Source organism: Sediminimonas qiaohouensis DSM 21189 (assembly GCF_000423645.1).
Lineage (GTDB): Bacteria > Pseudomonadota > Alphaproteobacteria > Rhodobacterales > Rhodobacteraceae > Sediminimonas > Sediminimonas qiaohouensis.
The window spans coordinates 93109-110446 of sequence record NZ_AUIJ01000007.1 but is presented as its reverse complement, the minus strand read 5'-3'; the positions used below and the strand labels follow the sequence as shown (position 1 = coordinate 110446).

The window sequence follows — 17338 nt, the reverse complement described above, 5'->3', positions numbered from 1 at the left end:
CGCCCTACCCTCCCCGCCGCTGGTTGAAGCTGTGGCCATAGACCATGGCGGCGATCGTGTTGCGCAGGATCTCGACCGTGCCACCGCCAAGAGCGAAGCCGCGCGCGTCTCGCACCATGCGTTCCAGCGGGTATTCACGCGTATAGCCGTTGTGGCCGTGGATCTGCAGCGCCTCGTTCGTGACCCGTTGCGCCATTTCGTTGGCATAGAGCTTGGCCATGGTCGCGTCCATCGGGTCGGGAAAGCCGTTCGGCGCCGGGTTGGTGGCGGCGCGATAGACCATGAGCCGGGCCGCGTGGATCTGCGTCGCCATGTCGGCGATCTTCCATTGCAGGCCCTGAAACTCGTTGATGGGACGTCCGAACTGATGACGGATCTCGGAATATTCCTTGGCCGCCTCGAAGGCGCCTTGCGCCAGACCCACGCACATCGCCGCATTGCCCACACGCTCGGGTCCGAAACTGCTCATCAGAAGCGCAAAGGAACGTGAGCTTTCCGGATCGCCTTCGACCAGCACATCCTCGGGACCGGCCTTGTAGTTTTCCAGGATGATCTCGGCCTCGGTCAGACCCCGGCCACCCATCTTGAGCGATATGTGGCCGATCCGCGCGCCGGGTTTCTTCAGATCGACGACAAAGGCGCCGATCCCCCTCGCCCCACTGGCCTTGCCGAAACGGCAGAAGACCAGCGCATAATCGGCCACATGTGCCCCGGTCGACCAGCACTTGTTGCCGTTCAGCACCCAGCCGTCGCTGTCCCTGGTGGCCGTGGTGCGCAGGTCGGTGACTGCGGATCCCGCTTCGGGTTCACTGATGGCAATGGCGATGAATTTCCTGCCCGCCGCCATGTCCGGCAGGAACCGCTTTTTCTGTTCGTCGTTGCCCAGAACGCTGATCGCCCGCGACGGACCATTCAGGTAAAGCTGCGAGACCAGCGCGGTGTTGAAACAGACCCGCGCCATTTCCTCCAGAAAGACGGTGCCTTGCACCACGGGCGCGCCGGACCCGCCGTATTCCTCGGGGATGAACATGCCTAGATAGCCAAGCTCGGCCAGCTTGTCGCGATTGGCGGCCGGAAATTCCTCTTTCTCGTCCCAATAGGCGGCCATGGGGGCGAACTCCCGTTCGGCCAGCTTGCGGGCCTCGTGGCGAAAATCTTCCAGTTCCGGATCGAGCTTGAACATGTCAGTTTCTGTCCTCTGAGAGTGGGGAAAGCCCGGCCTGGCGCAATGCGTCCAGCACGCACGCCGTATCGGCACCCGCTTCCGGGGCGGGCCTGGGGGCCACGCGGTCGTGACGGGCAAATTCCATCGGCGACCCGGGTACGGGGATCGTTCCCAGATCCGGGTGCGGAAGGTCGTGGACCATGCCGCGGGCGCGCATGTCCTCGTCTGCCACCACCTCGGCCAGGGTGCGCACAGGCGCGCCCGGCACACGCGCGTCGCTCAAAGTCGCGAAAATCTCGGCGCGGGTATGCTGCGTGGTCCATTCCGCGACCCAGCCATCGACCTCGGCGCGCCGCGCACAGCGCGCGGGTCCCTCGGCCAGTTCGGGATCCTCGGCCAGATCGGGCCGGCCCATGGCACGGCTCAGTTGATCCCAGTGACGATCGTTCAGGCACATGATCGCCACCTGCCCGTCCCGCGCCGGAAACAGGTCGTAGGGCGCGACCTTGAGCACAGCCTGGCTGTTGCCTGCACGGTCCGCAAACCCCTCAGGCGCCAGCAGGAAACTGGAGATATTCGACGCCAGCGCGTGATGCGTCACGTCCTGCATGGCGATCTGAACGAAGTCGCCGCGCCCGGTCGTGCCGCGGGCATGCAGCGCCGCCATGATGCCGCCGAACAGGTGGATGCCGCCGAGGAAATCGGTGATCGCCGCGCCGCATTTCACCGGCGGGCCATCGGGAAACCCGGTCACAGACATCAGTCCGGTCAGGGCCTGAATGGGAAAATCCATCGCCGGCGCATCGCGGTAGACGGAATCGGCGGCGTAGCCCTTGCCCGACCCCATGACCAGACGCGGATTGCGGGCCGAGAGCGTCTTCCACCCCAGCCCCAGCTTTTCCATCGTGCCGGGCCGGGGAATTCTCGATCAGCACGTCGGCGGTATCGGCCAGCGCCAGCAGCGCGGAGCGCCCTTCGTCCGACTGAAGATCAATCACCACGCTTTGCTTGCTGGAATTCAGCATCATCGCCGCCGGGTTTTCGCGCCCGCCCGCGATGCCGCGGATGCTGTCGCCGCCGGGCGGCTCCACCTTGATGACCTCGGCCCCCATGAGCGCGAACATCAGCCCGCAATAGGGGCCGAGGTAGACCTGGCCCAGGTCGATCACCCTGAGACCGGACAGGGGGCCGGCCGCCGCCGTCATGTTCCGCCAAAGCGCGGTTGGCGCTTTTCCCTGAAAGAGGCCACAGCTTCGCGGTGATCCTCGGTCTGCATGATAAAGGCTTCGGCGGTGGCCTCGATCTCAAGGTAGGTGGCAAGGTCGCAATCCATGCCCCGATTCAGCATCGCCTTGCCCAGCCCGAAGGCACGGGTCGGCCCTTCGGCCAGTCGCGCGGCAAGCGCAGAGGCTTCCGGCTCCAGCGCGTCTTCGTCGTGAATCGCATGAACGATCCCCAGATCGCGTGCCTCCTGCGCGCCGATCACCTGAGCCGTCATGAACATCGCCTTGGCGCGCTGCGTCCCGACCACCCGTGACAGCAGGTAAAGCCCCCCGCCATCGGGCACGATCGCCACCCGCGCATAGGCCTGGCAGAACCGGGCCGACGGTGCGGCCAGGATCACGTCGGCCAGCAGCGCGATATTGAACCCGACACCGAATGCAGGTCCCGCGACCGCCGCTATCACCGGCTTTTCCAGATCATGGAGCATCCGTGTGACGCGGTGCTGCTGCTTCATACGGTTGCGCATGGCGACGGGGGTCGAGCCGGCGAATGTGTTGATGTCGCCACCCGCGCAGAACGCGCCACCGGTTCCGCCGATCAGCAGCGCGCGGACACGGTCGTCATCCCGGACTTCCGTGACGATACGCTCCATCTCCTTGCGTGCGTCCTGGTCAAGCGCATTCTTCTTCTGCGGAAAATCGAAGGTCATCCGACCGACACCCTCCGAGCGGCTGTAGAGCAATGGCACCGCTTCTTCCTCCCGAATGAGTCGGCTCGTGCCACGCTAAGGATGGGGTGGCTCACCGCACATACCCTGGCGTCGAAAAACAGACTCATGTGAAATTCACGGTGCCGTCTTTTCCCGTTGTGATCTTCCGGCAGGGATGTTTCGCTCTGTATGAGTGTCTACCAAACACTTTGGTGTAAACCTCGGATTCGCCGGAAATATCTGAAGTTATGAAGAAAATGGACCATGTACAAAGACTCCCCTCTGGGCCGTCTGCGCCTGCCTGTGATCTGCTCCCCGATGTTTCTGGTGTCGGGACCTGACCTGGTCATCGCCCAGTGCAAGGCCGGCGTGATCGGCAGCTTTCCGGCATTGAACGCGCGCGAAGCCGATGGAGAGCCACCCCAGCTGGACGCTTGGCTCAAACGCATCACCGAAGAGCTCGACGCGCATAATCAGGCCAACCCCGACCGGCCGGCCGCGCCCTTCGCCGTCAACCAGATCGTGCACCGCTCGAATGACCGGGTCGAACGCGACGTCGAGATCTGTGCCCGCTGGAAGGTGCCGATCTGGATCACCTCGATGGGCGCGCGGGAAGACGTGAACCAGGCGGCGCACAGCTGCGATGGTATCGTGCTGCACGACGTGATCAACAACCGGTTTGCCAGGAAGGCCATCGACAAGGGGGCCGACGGGCTGATCGCGGTCTGCGCCGGTGCAGGAGGCCACGCAGGTGGCCTGTCGCCCTTTGCGCTGGTTCAGGAGATCCGCGAATGGTTCAACGGTCCGCTGGCCCTGTCGGGATCCATTGCCACAGGGCGCTCCGTTCTGGGAGCGCAGGCCATGGGCGCCGACTTCGCCTATATCGGCTCGCCGTTCATCGCCACCAGCGAAGCTGTCGCCGCCGAAAGCTACAAGCAGATGATCGTCGACAGCGGCGCCGACGATATTCTCTACACCAGCTATTTCAGCGGCGTGAACGCCAATTATCTCAAACCGTCGGTCCGGGCGGTCGGGCTTGACCCGGACAACCTGACCGGTGAAGGCAACAAGCTCAACCTCTCCACCGGCGACGTCCGCCCGAAGGCCTGGCGCGACATCTGGGGCAGCGGCCAGGGGATCGGCGCGGTGCATGCGGTGACGACGACAGCGGACTACGTTGACCGTCTCGACAGGGAATACCGTGCTGCGAAGGAGGCGCTCTGTGCGTGACGGATGAGAGCGGCAGGTTGGTTGCCCTGCCGCCGTTTGGCGTTCCGCCTGCTGGTCACGGAGGTTTCGGACAGGCCGTCAACCATCTTTCTGGTTGACGATCAAGTCCGCATCTTCCGGCAACTCGGCGACGATGTTAACCGCGTCGGCACGGATCCTTGCATGAAGCTGAAAGGCCTCGGCGGCGGCTTTCTCGGCGGCGGATGCGTCAGCGTCATCGTCAAGCACAAGAGAAATGCGGATCATGTCGCGATCGTTTTCCCGCGTCACCACGGCCTGCGCGCCCTTGGCGCCCGGCGCGGCGATGATGACTTCCTCGATCACTCGCGGATAGACGAATATCTCGCGCACTTTTACCGCCGCGCCGACCCGGCCCTGCAATGCTGAAATACGGCTGACGCTGCCATCCGCGTTGCTTTCCAGCGCGAATGCACTGTCGCCGGTGCCGAACCGGATCATCGGCCAGGTGGCGTCGCGGGCGGTCACGACAACCTCGCCCGGTTCGCCATGAGTCACCTGCGCGCCGCTGACCGGATCGCATATCTGCACCACGCGGTCGGGGTGGACCAGATAGCCTTCGCCGCCATCCTCATAGCCGACAAGGCCCAGATCGGCGGTGGCATAGGCGGCCCAGGTCGACACGCCATAATCGGCCTCGATCCGGCGGCGCTTGGCCATCCAGTCGCCCATCTCGCCCCCGAGGAAGGCGGTCTTCACCGTCCACGCGTCGCGGCCATAGGTTTCGATCACCTTGTCCGCGAGTGTCAGGAAAAACGCGGTCGAGGCACAGATCGAGGTCACGCCGGTTTCGACGATAATCTGTGCCTGAAGCTCGGTATTACCCACGCCACCGGGAATGACCGTGGCGCCTGCGGCCTGCGCCGCTTCGTCGAACAACAACCCAGCCGGCACGAGATGATACATCCAGGTATTCAGGATGATGTCCCCCGCACCCACGCCCACTGCCTTGAACAGCAGATCCAGCCCGTGCCCGCCACCGCCCGGCAGCGCCGGTTCGAAGATCGGGCCGGGTGAGACGTAGATCCGCCCGACATCCTTCAGATCGGAGGCAAGGAATCCGCCGAAGGGCGGGTTGTCGCGCTGGATCTTCAGAAGGTCTTCTTTCTTCATCACCGGCAGACGCGACAGGTCCGCCAGCGATGTCACAGCCGCCGGATCGAATCCGGCAGCCGCAAATCGCGATTTCAGACCGGGGGCCTTCTCTGCCGCGGCGGCATAGGCTTGAGCTATGTCTCTGTAGACGTCGTCAGACATGACCATGCCTCCATTCCCGGGTTAAAGCGGGCAGTCCTTGCGGAAATTCGGCGCGCGCTTTTCGCGGTGCGACAACACGCCTTCCTTCACGTCCTCGCTCATGAAACCAAGCATTTCCAATGCGGTCGAGGCATCGAAGATCGGCCCGGCCTGGCGCAGCCAGTTGTTCAGCGAATACTTGGTCCAGCGGATCGCGCTTTGCGAACCGTTGGCCAGTTCCACCGCCGTATCCAGGGCGATCTGCTGCAATTCGTCATCCTCGACACACATCGACACGAGGCCAATGCGCTCGGCCTCTTCGCCGGACACCGGCTTGCAGGTCATCAGGTAATATTTCGCCTTGGCCATCGAGGTCAGCAGCGGCCAGATGATCGCCGCAACATCCCCGGCGGCAACACCCAGACGCGGGTGACCATCGACGATCTTCGCCTTCTTGCCGGCGATCGAGATGTCCGCCAAGATGGCCACCACAAGACCGGCACCGGCCGCCGGGCCATTGATTGCGGAAATGATCGGCTTATTGCAGTTGATGATGTTGTAGACGAGGTCTTTGGCTTCCTTCCACGTCTTCATGATCTCATGCGAATCCCCGATCATCTTTTCGATCAGGCTGAAATCGCCGCCCGCTGAAAACGCCTTGCCCGCCCCGGTCACGATAACCGCGTTGATGTCGGGGTCGCGGTCGATATCGATCCACATATCCGTCATCTGTGTGTGCATTTCGGCATCCACGGAATTGAAGGTCTCGGGCCGGTCGAACGTGATGCGCAGGACGCGATCCACCGGGTAGTCAAATTTCAGCTTGTCGTATTTTGCATAACGCTCCGACATGATTCTCTTCCTTCGTTGGAGATTGGTGTGGGCTCAGCCAGGCAATCCGAGGACGGCCTTGGAGAGGATGTTGCGCTGGATCTCGTTCGATCCGCCGTAGATCGTTGTCGGCCGGGCCTTGTAGAAGCTCGACAGGACGTCCACGCTCACATTTCCGACCTGAAGCGGGCCAATCGTGCCGCCATCCGGGCCCGCCGCCTCGATCATCAGTTCGGTAATGCGCTGGAAGCACTCGGTCACCCAGATCTTGAGCATTGAGACATCCGCGCCCAGCGTTTCCCCGCGCTTGAGCTGATCGGCGAATCGCGCGTAGAGCGCGGCGTGATCCTCAACGTCGAGGGCGGCCTGCGCAAATCGGTCCCGGAACACCGGATCGTCAAAGGCGCCACGGCCCCGGGCAAAGCTTTCGAGCTGGCCCAGAGCGTTCTGGGCCAGGCTCGGCGAACCAATGAAAATGCGCTCGAAACTCAGAAGCGCCTTGGCCATCGTCCAGCCCTTGTTCAACTCGCCAACGAGGTTTTCCCGAGGCGTGCGGGCATTGTCGAAGAAGACCTCGCAAAACTCGGTTTCTCCAGAGAGCGTCGTAATGGTGCGCACTTCGACACCGGGCTGGTCCATCGGTGCCAGCAGGAAACTGATGCCTTGCTGTTTCTTTGGTGCATCCGGATCTGTGCGCACCAGCATGAAGATGTGCGTGGCGTCATGCGCCATCGTCGTCCAGATCTTCTGGCCGTTGATGACGAAATCGTCCCCATCGCTCTCCGCGCGTGTGCGCAGGTTGGCCAGATCGGATCCGGCACCGGGCTCGGAATAGCCCTGACACCAGATGTCTTCGCAGCTCAATATACGCGGCAGCCAATACTCCTTCTGGTCCGGAGTGCCGAACTTGATGATCAGCGGCCCGACCATCTGCACGCCCATGTCACGACCGCGGTTCACACCCCAGCGTTGCTGTTCTTCGTAGAAGATCAGAAGCTTGGCCGCGTTCAGCCCCATACCGCCATATTCCGCAGGCCAGGCCGGAGCGACCCATCCCTTGGCATGCAGCTTGCGATGCCAATGCTCGATTTCGGCGAATTTGGGGCGGTGCGGCAGATGGCGCAACTCTTCGGGATATTCCGCCTCAAAGAACCCGCGCACCTCTTTGCGGAAATCCGCATCGCTCATTGCGTTCCAGTCAGTCATTGAGCGGCTCCTTCCTCTTCCCGCGCCTCGAACCAAAGCCGTCTGTGATAGGCGTCGTCGCCCAGCCACGCGGACAGAACCAGCGCCCGATTCAGGTAAAGCCCGATGTCATATTCGTCGGTATATCCGACCGCCCCGTGCAGCTGGATGGCGTCGCGCGTGATCTTCCTGGCGGCGGTGACCGCACGTGCCTTGGCCCGGCTGGCAAGCCGCGCCCGCGCTTTCGGATCGGTTTCCCCGTCCATCAGCCCGAGAGCTTCGCGGACCCCCGATTGTGCGACCTCGCACATCACGTTCAGGTCGACGGCACGGTGCTGGATGACTTGGAACGACCCGATGGGCTTGTCGAACTGCTCCCGGGTCTTGATGTACTCCAGCGTGATCTCGAAGGCGCGCTCGCTCAGGCCGACAAGCTCGGCGGCGGCAAGCGCCGTCGTATCGTTGACCGCCTCGGCAAGCGTGCCCTGAACCGCACCACCACTGGCCAATTCCTCGGCTGGAGTGCCGGAGAACGAAAGCTCGCCCATTGCGCTGCCATCGGCTTGTCTGCGCTCTTCGACGGAAAGCCCGTCCGCGCCCGCCTCTGCCAGGACGAGAACCGGACCATTGTCACTTTCGGCTACGACCAGAAAACCCTGTGCGCCGGCGGCACCGACCACCCAGGCCTTGCCGCCGGTCAGTTTGCCGTTCTCGTAGCGGCAGCTTGCTTCGGCCGGGCCACCGTTCGGGCCGCGTTCCTGCCAGGCGACCGCCAGGACGGTCTCTCCGCCGATGAGCTGTGCCATCCTCGCGTCATTGGGACAAAGACGGCGCAGAAGGCCAAGGCTCAGTCCGACGGTAAGCACGACCGGTTCCGGGGCAATCACGCGTCCGACCTCTTCGGCTATGACGCCCCCGGCGGCCAGGCCCATGCCAAGCCCACCGTCTTCCTCGGGAACGGTCACCCCGAAGACGCCCGCTTCGGCCAGTTTGCGGATCATGTCCGCGTCCCAGCCGCCGCCGGCATCCCGGAGTGTTCGGGCTCTTTTGCTCCCGCCCGCGCGTTCAAAGAGCGTTCGCGCGCTTTCCCGCAGCAGACGAAGATCTTCCTGGTCGCCGCTTGGCTTGTCAGACTGTGTCATTTTGTTTTCTCTGCACCATCACGGGGTTTTCGGTTGTAAAGACGATCTCTCCCTTGGGGTTTTTTGCGTTGATCGAATAATTCAGAACACCCCGACCGGGCTTGCTTCTGGACGGCGTGACCGAGTTGATCTTCAATTCGATATCAAGCGGCTCATCCGGGCGGACCGGCCGCACCCAGCGCAGATTGTCGAAGCCCATGCCGCCAATATTGGCGACATCGACCATGAACCCCGTCATGATCGGTCGGAAAACTTCAAGCATCGTCTGGAAGCCTGAGGCGATCAGGCTGCCATGTACTGTCGTCGCATAGTCTTCGTCGGTGTGCAGCCGTTGCGGGTCCCACTCCCTAGCGAATGCCTTGATCGCGTCCGCGCTCATCGGTGCGCTGCGGAAGCGGAAGACCTGCCCTGGCTCGAAGTCCTCAAGATACTTCAAGAACTTCCCTCCTTTGCAAAACCGGCATCATAGCCGCTTGAACCCCTGGAAATGCGTTCGCGGTTGAACTCTTCCAGTTTCGGGTAGGTTTCCCGGAAGGCCGCGAGGAACTCCGTGATCGGCGCGTCAACATAAAGCCCCCGGTCATTCACATACTCCATGTGCCGGTGGTTCTGTTCGTCGAACTCGTGGAAGAGAGCATCATGATAGCCGTCAAAAACCAGTGGTTTGACCCCGAATCGTTCGCACAGCTCCATGTTGAAGGCGGGCGTGACCTTGTAGACCTCACCGTCCAGCCACAACTGGACGTAGCCGTGGTAGATGAACAGGTCGCTGTCCATCAGCTCCTGCAACTTGGGTGTATTCAGGTGGTTGCGCACATCTGCAAACCCCAGAGCGGCGGGGATACCGACGGCCCGCAGGCAGGCCGCGAGAAGGATTGCCTTGGGCACGCAAAACGCCGCTTCTGCCCCGGCAATCCGGCTGGCGCGATACGAATCCTCGTCTAGCGCGAAACAGTAGGGATCGTAACGGATATCGTCGCGAACCGCTTCGAACAGGCGGATCGCCTTGTCACGGCTGGACGCATCCGCGGGGAGATCACGCAAAGCCTCGGACACGAAACCCTGTACTTCAAGGCTGTCGCTTTCGACAAAATGCGACGGCATGACATACCGCTCCGCTTCTGCCGGCAGGTGGTCTTTCGACAGTGCCATAATTCCCTCTCGATTTTCTAACAAATGTTAGAATACAGACTCAAAACCTGCCCGTCAACGGGATTCATTCTTTCTTCCGCGATTCCACGCCGAAGCGGGCGTTGTCTTCTCCCAAGACCGCCGCACGTCTGGCAGACCCTTCGGGCGAACGGAACTCCGGCGCGATCGGCAGCGGAAGCGCAGGCACCTCCCGGCCGGAAATGTTCAATTTCCGCTCGAACACGCCCCGCGCAGCGAAATGCGGATCGGCGGCGGCCTCGGAGGGTGTTTTCACCACCGAACAACAACAGTCCGCCGCCGACAGCAATGGCTCCCAATGCGCTGACGGCTGGCTTCCGAGACGGCGCGCAACTTCTGCGGAACAGGCAACGGGATCGCTCCAGTCGTCGCGAAGATCCTGAGGCTGGCCAATCACATCGCAGAAGGCTTGCCAGAATTTCTCTTCCAGCGCCCCGACCGCGATCTGCCGGCCATCCGCCGCCGAATAAAGCCGATAGCGCGCCAGTCCTCCGGTCAGGCGGCTGCCGCCGTTTTCGATGCTCTGCCCGGCGATCACGCCTTCGGCATGGGCCCAATAAGCAAAGGCAAATGCGCCCTCCGCCATCGCGATATCCAGATGAGCTCCCTTCCCGCTCTCCTGCCGTGCGATCAGCGCAAGCAGGATATTCACCACCGCAGGATAAGTGCCGCCCCCGATATCGGAGACCAACCCGAAGGGGGTCGTTGGCTGATCCTCCGGTCCGCGGCTCAGCGACAAAACGCCGGCATCGCCCACGTAATTCATGTCATGGCCCGCCGCGCTGGCCATTGGCCCGGTCTGGCCGTAGCCGGTGATCGAACAATAGACGATGCCCGGATTGATCGCGCGCACGGCCTCATATCCAAGCCCGAGCCGCTCCATCACGCCGGGGCGGAACTGTTCGACCAGAACATCGGCCTTCTTGAGCAAGGGACGCAGCGCATCGAGCGCGTCGTTCGATTTCAAATCGATGGCCACAGATCGCTTGCCGTGGTTCAGCACGGCAAACCCGATGCTCTCACCGTCGATCTTGGGATCCGTGTGGCGCGCGTCCTCGCCCGTTTCGGGACGTTCGAACTTGATCACCTCGGCCCCGGCCTCGGAGAGCATAAGCGTCGCCATCGGGCCGGGAAGAAGGGTGCTGAGATCCAGCACCAGGATGTCCTTGAGCGGTTGGGTCATCGCCTTTACCTCATGCGAAGCGCGCGGCGCCGTTGTTCAACACCAGGACATCGCGTGCCGGGATAGACGCGCGGAACCGGGCCTCGCCGCCCTCTTCCCAGATTTCGAACCGTACCGTTTCGCCGGGATAGACCGGCGCGGAGAACCGCACGTCCAGCCCGACAAGCCGGGCGGAGTCGTAATCCAGCACCGACTTGAGAATCGCCCGGGCAGCCAGACCATAGGTCGCCAGACCGTGCAGGATCGGTCGGTCGAACCCGACCGACCGCGCGACATCGGGGTCGGCATGCAGCGGGTTCATGTCGCCGCTGAGCCGGTAGATCAGGGCTTGGCGCGGAAGCGTTTCGATATCACATATGTGATCGGGCGCCCGGTCCGGCAGCACCGCCGGCTTCGGGCCGGGCCTGTTCTCGCCGCCGAATCCGCCGTCGCCCCGGCAGAAGGCCGACATCGCGACGCGTGCCAGCTTGTCGCCGCTGTCCGCGTCGATGATCTCGCGGCTCTGATAGATAACCGCGCCCTTGCCCTCGCCCTTGTCCGAGATGAAGTCGATCTTGCTGCGGCCGATAATCCTGCCCTTTGCCGGCAGCGGCTTGTAGATATCCAGCCATTGCTCGCCGTGCAGCACTTTCTGCCAGTTCACGCCGGTCTTGGGATTACGCAACCAGAAGCCCGGATACGCCAGGGTAACGGCCATAGAGGGAACCGCCTTCAGGCCGTCCTCATAGACGAATGCCAGTTCCTTCTTGTCGGTGGGATCCTCGCCGAACCCCAGCCCGAGCGCGTACAGCATGGTATCCCGCTCGGTCAGTGTTTGCTCGATTTCTTCGAAATCCCAGTTTGAAAGTGCCTCGAAATCCAATGGCATGATCTTTCCTCCCTTGATTGTCAGAGCGTGGCTTGTGATCCCAGAATGGCCGTGACCTGGCTGGACAGCACACCGCCGTTGCCATGCGCCAGCGCCAAGTCGATATCGTTCAACTGAATACCGGGCGCGTCGCCCCGGATCTGGCGGGCCGCCTCGATCACGGTGAAAATGCCGTACATGCCGGGGTGCACACAGGACAGACCACCGCCGTTTGTATTGACCGGCAGGGCCCCGTCTGGCGCGATGCGCCCGTTTTCGACAAAAGCTCCTCCCTCGCCCTTGGCGCAGAAGCCAAGGTCTTCGAGGAACAGAATGGTGTTGATGGTGAAGGCGTCATACAGTTCGACCGCTTGGATATCGCCCGGCGACACTCCCGCCGCCGCAAAGGCGCGCTTGCCCGATGCCCTGGCCGCGGTCACGGTAAAATCCTTCATCTGCGAGATCTGCCTGTGCGAGCTTTCCGCCGCACTTCCCAGCACATAGACGGGCGGCTTGGGAAAGTCCCTGGCGCGGTCAGCGCGGACCAACACGACCGCACCACCGCCATCGGTCACCAGACAGCAATCCCGCGTCGTCAGCGGGTCTCCCACCATGCGCGCGCCGAGTACGTCCTCGCGCGTCAGCGGCCCGCGCTCGAACGCTTCTGGATTGTGTTGCGCCCAGGCCCGCGCAGCGACAGCCACATCCGCCAGTTGTTCGCGGGTGGTGCCGTATTCGTGCATGTGCCGCGCCGCCGCCATTGCATAGGCGGAAATCGGATAGCGCGGATTATACGGCGCCTCATAGGCCGGCGGGCGCGAGGCCGTCACCAGCTTGCCCGACGCGGTGCGCTGGTTCGAGCCGTAAACGATCAGGGCGACATCACACAGACCGGCGTCAAGCGCCATGGTCGCGGATGTCAGATAATTCACGAAGGACGACCCGCCCGACATGGTGCCGTCGATGAAGCGCGGCTGAATGCCCAGATACTCGGCCGCCATAAGCGCCGGCATGCTGTCTTCCATCATGGTGCAGAACAGCCCGTCCACGTCCGACAGCGTCAGCCCGGCATCGCCGAGCGCGGCAAGCGCGGATTGCGCCATGACGTCATAGGCCGTCAGCCCATGCGCCTCGCCGAAACCGGCGTGTCCGGTGCCCACGATCGTGGATTTTCCCCTAAGTTGATCGGTCATGCGTTATGCCTCCGCCGGTCTGAAAAGCACCACCGGGGCGCCCTCGGCCTCGCCCACGAAAGCGGTCACCGCCATGTCGATGACAACATCGCCGGGGGCGACACCCTCGACCCTGCTCATCATCCGAACGCCTTCCTCCAGTTCGACCATGCACACGTTGTAGTCGCCGCCACGCTCGGGCTTGCGGCGCACCACCGTAGTGGTGTGGACCCGGCCCTTGCCGCTTGCAGGTTTCCAAGAAATCGCGGTGCCATGGCAATGCGGGCACAAGACCCTGGGAAAGAAGTGAAAGGCCCCGCAGTCATCGCACCTGGGAAGCACGATTTCCTTGTCGGCGAGTGCGCGCTGAAAAATCTGATCTGGCCCTGTGGCGTCCGGCACCTGCGATCTCCTTCAAATGGTCCAGTATCCGATTGAGCGTATTGACCTTATTTCTAACATCCGTTAGATTTTGTCAAGCTCTCAGGATCACTTGCGAGGTCGCCATGTCCATCACAGACTCAGCCCCCCTCTCAGGCAAGCTCGTTATTGCGCTCGAACAGGCGGTGGCCGCGCCTTTCTGCTCGTCGCGGCTGGCCGATGCCGGTGCGCGCGTGATCAAGATCGAACGCAAGGGCGTGGGCGATTTTGCACGCGCCTACGATACCGCCGCGAATGGCGAAAGCGCCTATTTCACATGGTTGAACCGGGGCAAGGAATCAGTCGCGCTGGATATCAAGGATGAAGCAGACCAGGCGATTCTGCTGAGGATTCTGGAAAGCGCGGATGTATTCATCCAGAATCTTCTGCCCGGCGCGCTGAAAAAGCTGGGGCTTGATTCGGCCACATTGCGAGAGAGGTTTCCGCGCCTCGTGACCTGCGACATCACCGGATACGGCGAAGATGGCCCGATGCGAAACGCCAAGGCCTATGACCTTCTGGTGCAATGCGAAAGCGGTCTTGCCTCGGTGACCGGCACGCCGGACGCGCCGGGCCGGGTTGGCGTGTCGGTTTGCGACATTGCCACCGGCATGACCGCCCATGCCGGGATTTGCGAGGCCCTCGTTGCGCGCGACCAAACCGGGAAGGGCAACGGCGTCTCGGTGGCGATGTTCGACGTGATGGCCGACTGGATGGCGGTTCCGCTCCTCTTTCACGACTATGCCAATCAGCCCACGCCCAGAACCGGGCTTGGCCACTCTGTCATATGCCCTTACGGCGCGTTTCGCTGCCGGGGCGGTGATCTGGTCGTCATTTCGGTCCAGAACAGCCGCGAGTGGGACCGGTTCTGCGCACAGATTCTAGGCGATCCGGCGCTAGCCAATGATCCGCGTTTCCATGACAATTCGGCCAGGATCGCGCACAAATCCGAACTCGAAGCCCTTATCAAGTCCGTGTTCGGCGTGCACGAACGTGCCGAGTTGTTAAAGCTTCTCGATGGCGCGGGCATCGCTTCGGCGGCGGTGAACGATGTGGCCTCTCTGTCGGATCACCCTCAACTCGACCGGTCGACCATCGCCACGCCCTCCGGACCGGTGAGCGTTGCGATGCCTCCGATACGGCGCGGCGGCACCGAGGCCGCGCTTGGCCCTTCCCCAGCTTTCGATGCCGACGGCGCCGCCATTCGCGCCGAATTCGGCTCTCGTTCCTAGAACTGGAAATCGACCCAAATGACGGCCGCAAAGAACACTGCCATCCTAGAGGGCGTCCGGATCATCGACTTGACGTCAGTGGTTTTTGGCCCGCTGGCCACGCAGATGCTGGGCGATCTGGGGGCCGATGTGATCAAGGTGGAAGGCCCCGAGGGCGATTTCTTGCGCCAGGTCCAACCGTCACGGAACAAGCTGATGGGGGCAGCCTTTCTGGGCACCAATCGCAACAAGCGCAGCGTCGTTCTGGATCTCAAGACAAAGCGGGACCGCGAGCGCCTGCGCAAGCTGCTGACCGATGCCGATGTGATGATTTCCAGCATCCGGCCCGCGGCGCTTGCCAGATTGTCTCTCGATCCCGAAACATTGCGCCGCGAGAACCCGGACCTGATCACGGTCTCCGCCACCGGCTTCGGCCAGGACGGACCCTATGCCGCCAAACCCGCATTCGACGACATCGTCCAGTCGGTATCGGGATTGGCCAGCCTGTCGACCTTGCGCGACCCCGACGCGCCGCCGGCCTATGCCCCGACGATCCTCGCAGATAAACTTGGCGGCGTGACGGCGGCCTATGCCGTTATTGCAGCTCTGTTCCACCGCGAGCGCACGGGTGAAGCGCAGCATGTCGAGGTGCCGATGTTCGAAACTCTGACGGCGTTCCTGTTGGCCGAACATATGGACGGCGCCACTTTCGAGGAGACGCCGCAGAATTTCGGCTATTCCCGGATGCTGGTGCCTCACCGACGCCCGGTGCAGACCGCGGATGGCTGCATCACAATCCTTCCCTACACCAACACGCAATGGGCGCGATTCTTCAAGGCGGTCGGGCGTGAAGACATGCTCGACCACGTTTGGGTCACGGATATGGACGTGCGCAGTCGCAACATCGGCGCAGTTTACGACTTGGTGGCCCGGTTTGCGCTGACACGGTCAACAGAGGACTGGCTGGCCTTGATGGAACAGGCCGATATTCCCGCCATGCCGGTACGAAACCTTTCCGATCTGCCAGACGATCCCCATCTTGCCGCGACGGGCTTTTTCCAGCAGATCGAACATCCAACCGAAGGCCCCATCTGGACGACACGCCCGCCGGTTCGGTTCTCGGCAACCCCCGCGCGACACGACCGCCGACCGGCCCCACGGCTTGGAGAACACAGCGACGAGATCCTCGGACCGGGCGAGGAGTGACTCCACCCGGCGCCGGGCCGATCAGACATCCATCGAACGGGCGATCAGTTCCTTCATGATCTCGTTCGTGCCGCCATAGATCATCTGAACACGGCTGTCGGCGTAAAGCCGCGCGATCGGATATTCCATCATGTATCCGTAACCGCCGTGCAGTTGCAGGCATTCGTGCATGACCTCGTTCTGCGTCTGGCTGCCCCACCATTTCGCCATCGAAGCCGTGGCAGCGTCAAGCTCCCCGGTCTCAAGTCGCGCAATCCCGTCATTCACGAAGCTGCGCAGCAATTCAGCCTTGGTCTTGCATTCCGCCAACTTGAAACGGGTGTTCTGAAAATCCATGATCCTGTTGCCGAACGCCTTCCGGTCCTGAACGTATTTGACCGTCTGGTCGATGGCGAAATCGATAAACCCAAGCGCGGTAATGCCGATCATCAAGCGCTCCCAGGGCAGCTGCTTCATCAATTGGTAGAACCCCTGCCCCTCTTCAGGGCCAAGCAGGTTGGCCGTCGGCACGCGCACATCCTCAAAGAACAGCTCGGCTGTGTCAGAGCCCTTCATTCCCAGCTTCTTCAGGTTCCGTCCACGGCGGAAACCTTCCGCGCCCTCGGTTTCCAGAATGATCAGCGACACGCCCTTGGCACCCGCACCCCGATCCGTCTTGGCCACGACGACGATGATATCGGCGGTATGACCGTTGGTGATAAAGATCTTCGAACCGTTGATCTTGTAGTGGTCGCCGTCCTTTTCCGCATAGGTCTGGACGTTCTGAAGATCCGACCCCGTTCCCGGTTCGGTCATCGCGATTGCTGCAACGCTCTCGCCGCTGATCAGCCGCGGAAGCCACTTCTTTTTCTGCTCTTCACTGCCATAGGCATCGAGATAATGGATGACGATCGACTGGATGCCATAGCCCCACCCGGTGTCACCGGCGCGGCCCTGCTCGTAAACGGTAATCGCATCAAAGCTGATGCCGCCGCCGAACCCGTCGTATTCCTCGGCAATCGAGCCACCCATGACACCCTGTTCGCCGACCTTTGACCAGAATTCACGGTCGACTATGCCCTGTTCTACCCATCTTTCGATGTTCGGAGCCATTTCAGCATCAAAAAGCTTGCGGGTGCTGTCCGCGAACATCTTGTGTTCATCGGACGCCCAAGTCGGGGAATTCTTGATCAGGGACATGTTTTTCTCCTGCGACGCCATGTTTAGACTTTCACAAATCTAACAAGTGTTTTATTTTCCTGACAATGATCCAGATTGCCCGCTGACGAAGCGTCACTTCCGTAAGGATCTCGCGCCTCAGGAAGTTCGTCCGGCGCTTAGTAACCAACCCACGCTCGAGAAAAAGGCCCGCCTTTCGGGCGGGCCTTTTCCGTCAAGCGTAGGGTGGGC

Annotated in this window: 17 protein-coding genes and 1 pseudogene; 3 read left to right on the top strand and 15 right to left on the bottom strand. The window is 62.1% G+C overall.

What is annotated here, in order from left to right; genetic code table 11:
- Positions 1-4: 4 nt before the first annotated feature.
- The 4 genes and pseudogenes from G568_RS0108205 to G568_RS0108195 all read right to left on the bottom strand — a co-directional run bounded on the left by G568_RS0108205 (position 5) and on the right by G568_RS0108195 (position 3137).
- Positions 5-1183, bottom strand: a complete 1179-nt coding sequence (locus G568_RS0108205) for an acyl-CoA dehydrogenase family protein (protein ID WP_026757572.1) — start codon at positions 1181-1183, stop codon at positions 5-7.
- Between the two features lies 1 nt (position 1184).
- On the bottom strand, positions 1185-2069 hold the full coding sequence (locus tag G568_RS18515; protein WP_281168992.1) for a CaiB/BaiF CoA transferase family protein: 885 nt from the start codon (positions 2067-2069) through the stop codon (positions 1185-1187).
- A 73-nt stretch (positions 2070-2142) separates the two neighbouring features.
- Positions 2143-2289: pseudogene (locus G568_RS20805) on the bottom strand (CoA transferase); the annotation flags it as partial.
- 77 nt (positions 2290-2366) lie between these two features.
- On the bottom strand, positions 2367-3137 hold the full coding sequence (locus G568_RS0108195) for an enoyl-CoA hydratase/isomerase family protein (protein ID WP_245582907.1): 771 nt from the start codon (positions 3135-3137) through the stop codon (positions 2367-2369).
- A gap of 225 nt (positions 3138-3362) precedes the next feature.
- Here G568_RS0108195 and G568_RS0108190 point away from each other — a divergent pair, with 225 nt between their 5' ends.
- Complete coding sequence (locus tag G568_RS0108190; protein WP_026757570.1) at positions 3363-4328, top strand: NAD(P)H-dependent flavin oxidoreductase; 966 nt, start codon at positions 3363-3365, stop codon at positions 4326-4328.
- Positions 4329-4406: 78 nt separating this feature from the next.
- On the opposite strand, the gene G568_RS0108185 is transcribed toward G568_RS0108190, so the two are convergent.
- The 10 genes from G568_RS0108185 to G568_RS0108140 form a co-directional block, all read right to left on the bottom strand.
- Positions 4407-5603, bottom strand: a complete 1197-nt coding sequence (locus tag G568_RS0108185; RefSeq protein WP_245582906.1) for a phenylacetate--CoA ligase family protein — start codon at positions 5601-5603, stop codon at positions 4407-4409.
- Between the two features lie 21 nt (positions 5604-5624).
- Positions 5625-6434 (bottom strand): enoyl-CoA hydratase/isomerase family protein, encoded by an 810-nt coding sequence (locus tag G568_RS0108180; protein WP_026757568.1) that lies wholly within the window; start codon positions 6432-6434, stop codon positions 5625-5627.
- 33 nt (positions 6435-6467) lie between these two features.
- Positions 6468-7619, bottom strand: a complete 1152-nt coding sequence (locus G568_RS0108175) for an acyl-CoA dehydrogenase family protein (protein ID WP_026757567.1) — start codon at positions 7617-7619, stop codon at positions 6468-6470.
- On the bottom strand, positions 7616-8740 hold the full coding sequence (locus tag G568_RS0108170; protein ID WP_026757566.1) for an acyl-CoA dehydrogenase family protein: 1125 nt from the start codon (positions 8738-8740) through the stop codon (positions 7616-7618). The genes G568_RS0108175 and G568_RS0108170 overlap by 4 nt, the downstream gene beginning before the upstream one ends.
- A complete protein-coding gene (locus G568_RS0108165; RefSeq protein ID WP_026757565.1) occupies positions 8727-9176 on the bottom strand; it encodes a MaoC family dehydratase in 450 nt (149 codons plus the stop codon). Before G568_RS0108165 ends, G568_RS0108170 begins: the two co-directional genes overlap by 14 nt.
- Positions 9173-9892, bottom strand: a complete 720-nt coding sequence (locus G568_RS0108160) for a transglutaminase-like domain-containing protein (protein WP_026757564.1) — start codon at positions 9890-9892, stop codon at positions 9173-9175. Before G568_RS0108160 ends, G568_RS0108165 begins: the two co-directional genes overlap by 4 nt.
- A 64-nt stretch (positions 9893-9956) precedes the next feature.
- Positions 9957-11093 (bottom strand): CaiB/BaiF CoA transferase family protein, encoded by a 1137-nt coding sequence (locus G568_RS0108155; RefSeq protein ID WP_026757563.1) that lies wholly within the window; start codon positions 11091-11093, stop codon positions 9957-9959.
- A 10-nt stretch (positions 11094-11103) separates the two neighbouring features.
- On the bottom strand, positions 11104-11961 hold the full coding sequence (locus tag G568_RS0108150; protein ID WP_026757562.1) for a MaoC/PaaZ C-terminal domain-containing protein: 858 nt from the start codon (positions 11959-11961) through the stop codon (positions 11104-11106).
- Positions 11962-11981: 20 nt separating this feature from the next.
- A complete protein-coding gene (locus G568_RS0108145; RefSeq protein WP_026757561.1) occupies positions 11982-13133 on the bottom strand; it encodes a thiolase in 1152 nt (383 codons plus the stop codon).
- A gap of 3 nt (positions 13134-13136) precedes the next feature.
- Positions 13137-13514, bottom strand: a complete 378-nt coding sequence (locus G568_RS0108140) for a Zn-ribbon domain-containing OB-fold protein (protein WP_026757560.1) — start codon at positions 13512-13514, stop codon at positions 13137-13139.
- Positions 13515-13618: 104 nt separating this feature from the next.
- Here G568_RS0108140 and G568_RS0108135 point away from each other — a divergent pair, with 104 nt between their 5' ends.
- Both G568_RS0108135 and G568_RS0108130 read left to right on the top strand, forming a co-directional pair.
- Positions 13619-14764, top strand: coding sequence for a CaiB/BaiF CoA transferase family protein (locus tag G568_RS0108135; protein WP_026757559.1), 1146 nt, complete (start codon positions 13619-13621; stop codon positions 14762-14764).
- Between the two features lie 18 nt (positions 14765-14782).
- On the top strand, positions 14783-15949 hold the full coding sequence (locus tag G568_RS0108130; protein WP_026757558.1) for a CaiB/BaiF CoA transferase family protein: 1167 nt from the start codon (positions 14783-14785) through the stop codon (positions 15947-15949).
- A gap of 21 nt (positions 15950-15970) precedes the next feature.
- Here G568_RS0108130 and G568_RS0108125 read toward each other — a convergent pair whose 3' ends face one another.
- Positions 15971-17128: an acyl-CoA dehydrogenase family protein gene (locus G568_RS0108125; protein WP_026757557.1), complete on the bottom strand. Its 1158-nt coding sequence runs from the start codon at positions 17126-17128 to the stop codon at positions 15971-15973.
- Between the last annotated feature and the right edge of the window lie 210 nt (positions 17129-17338).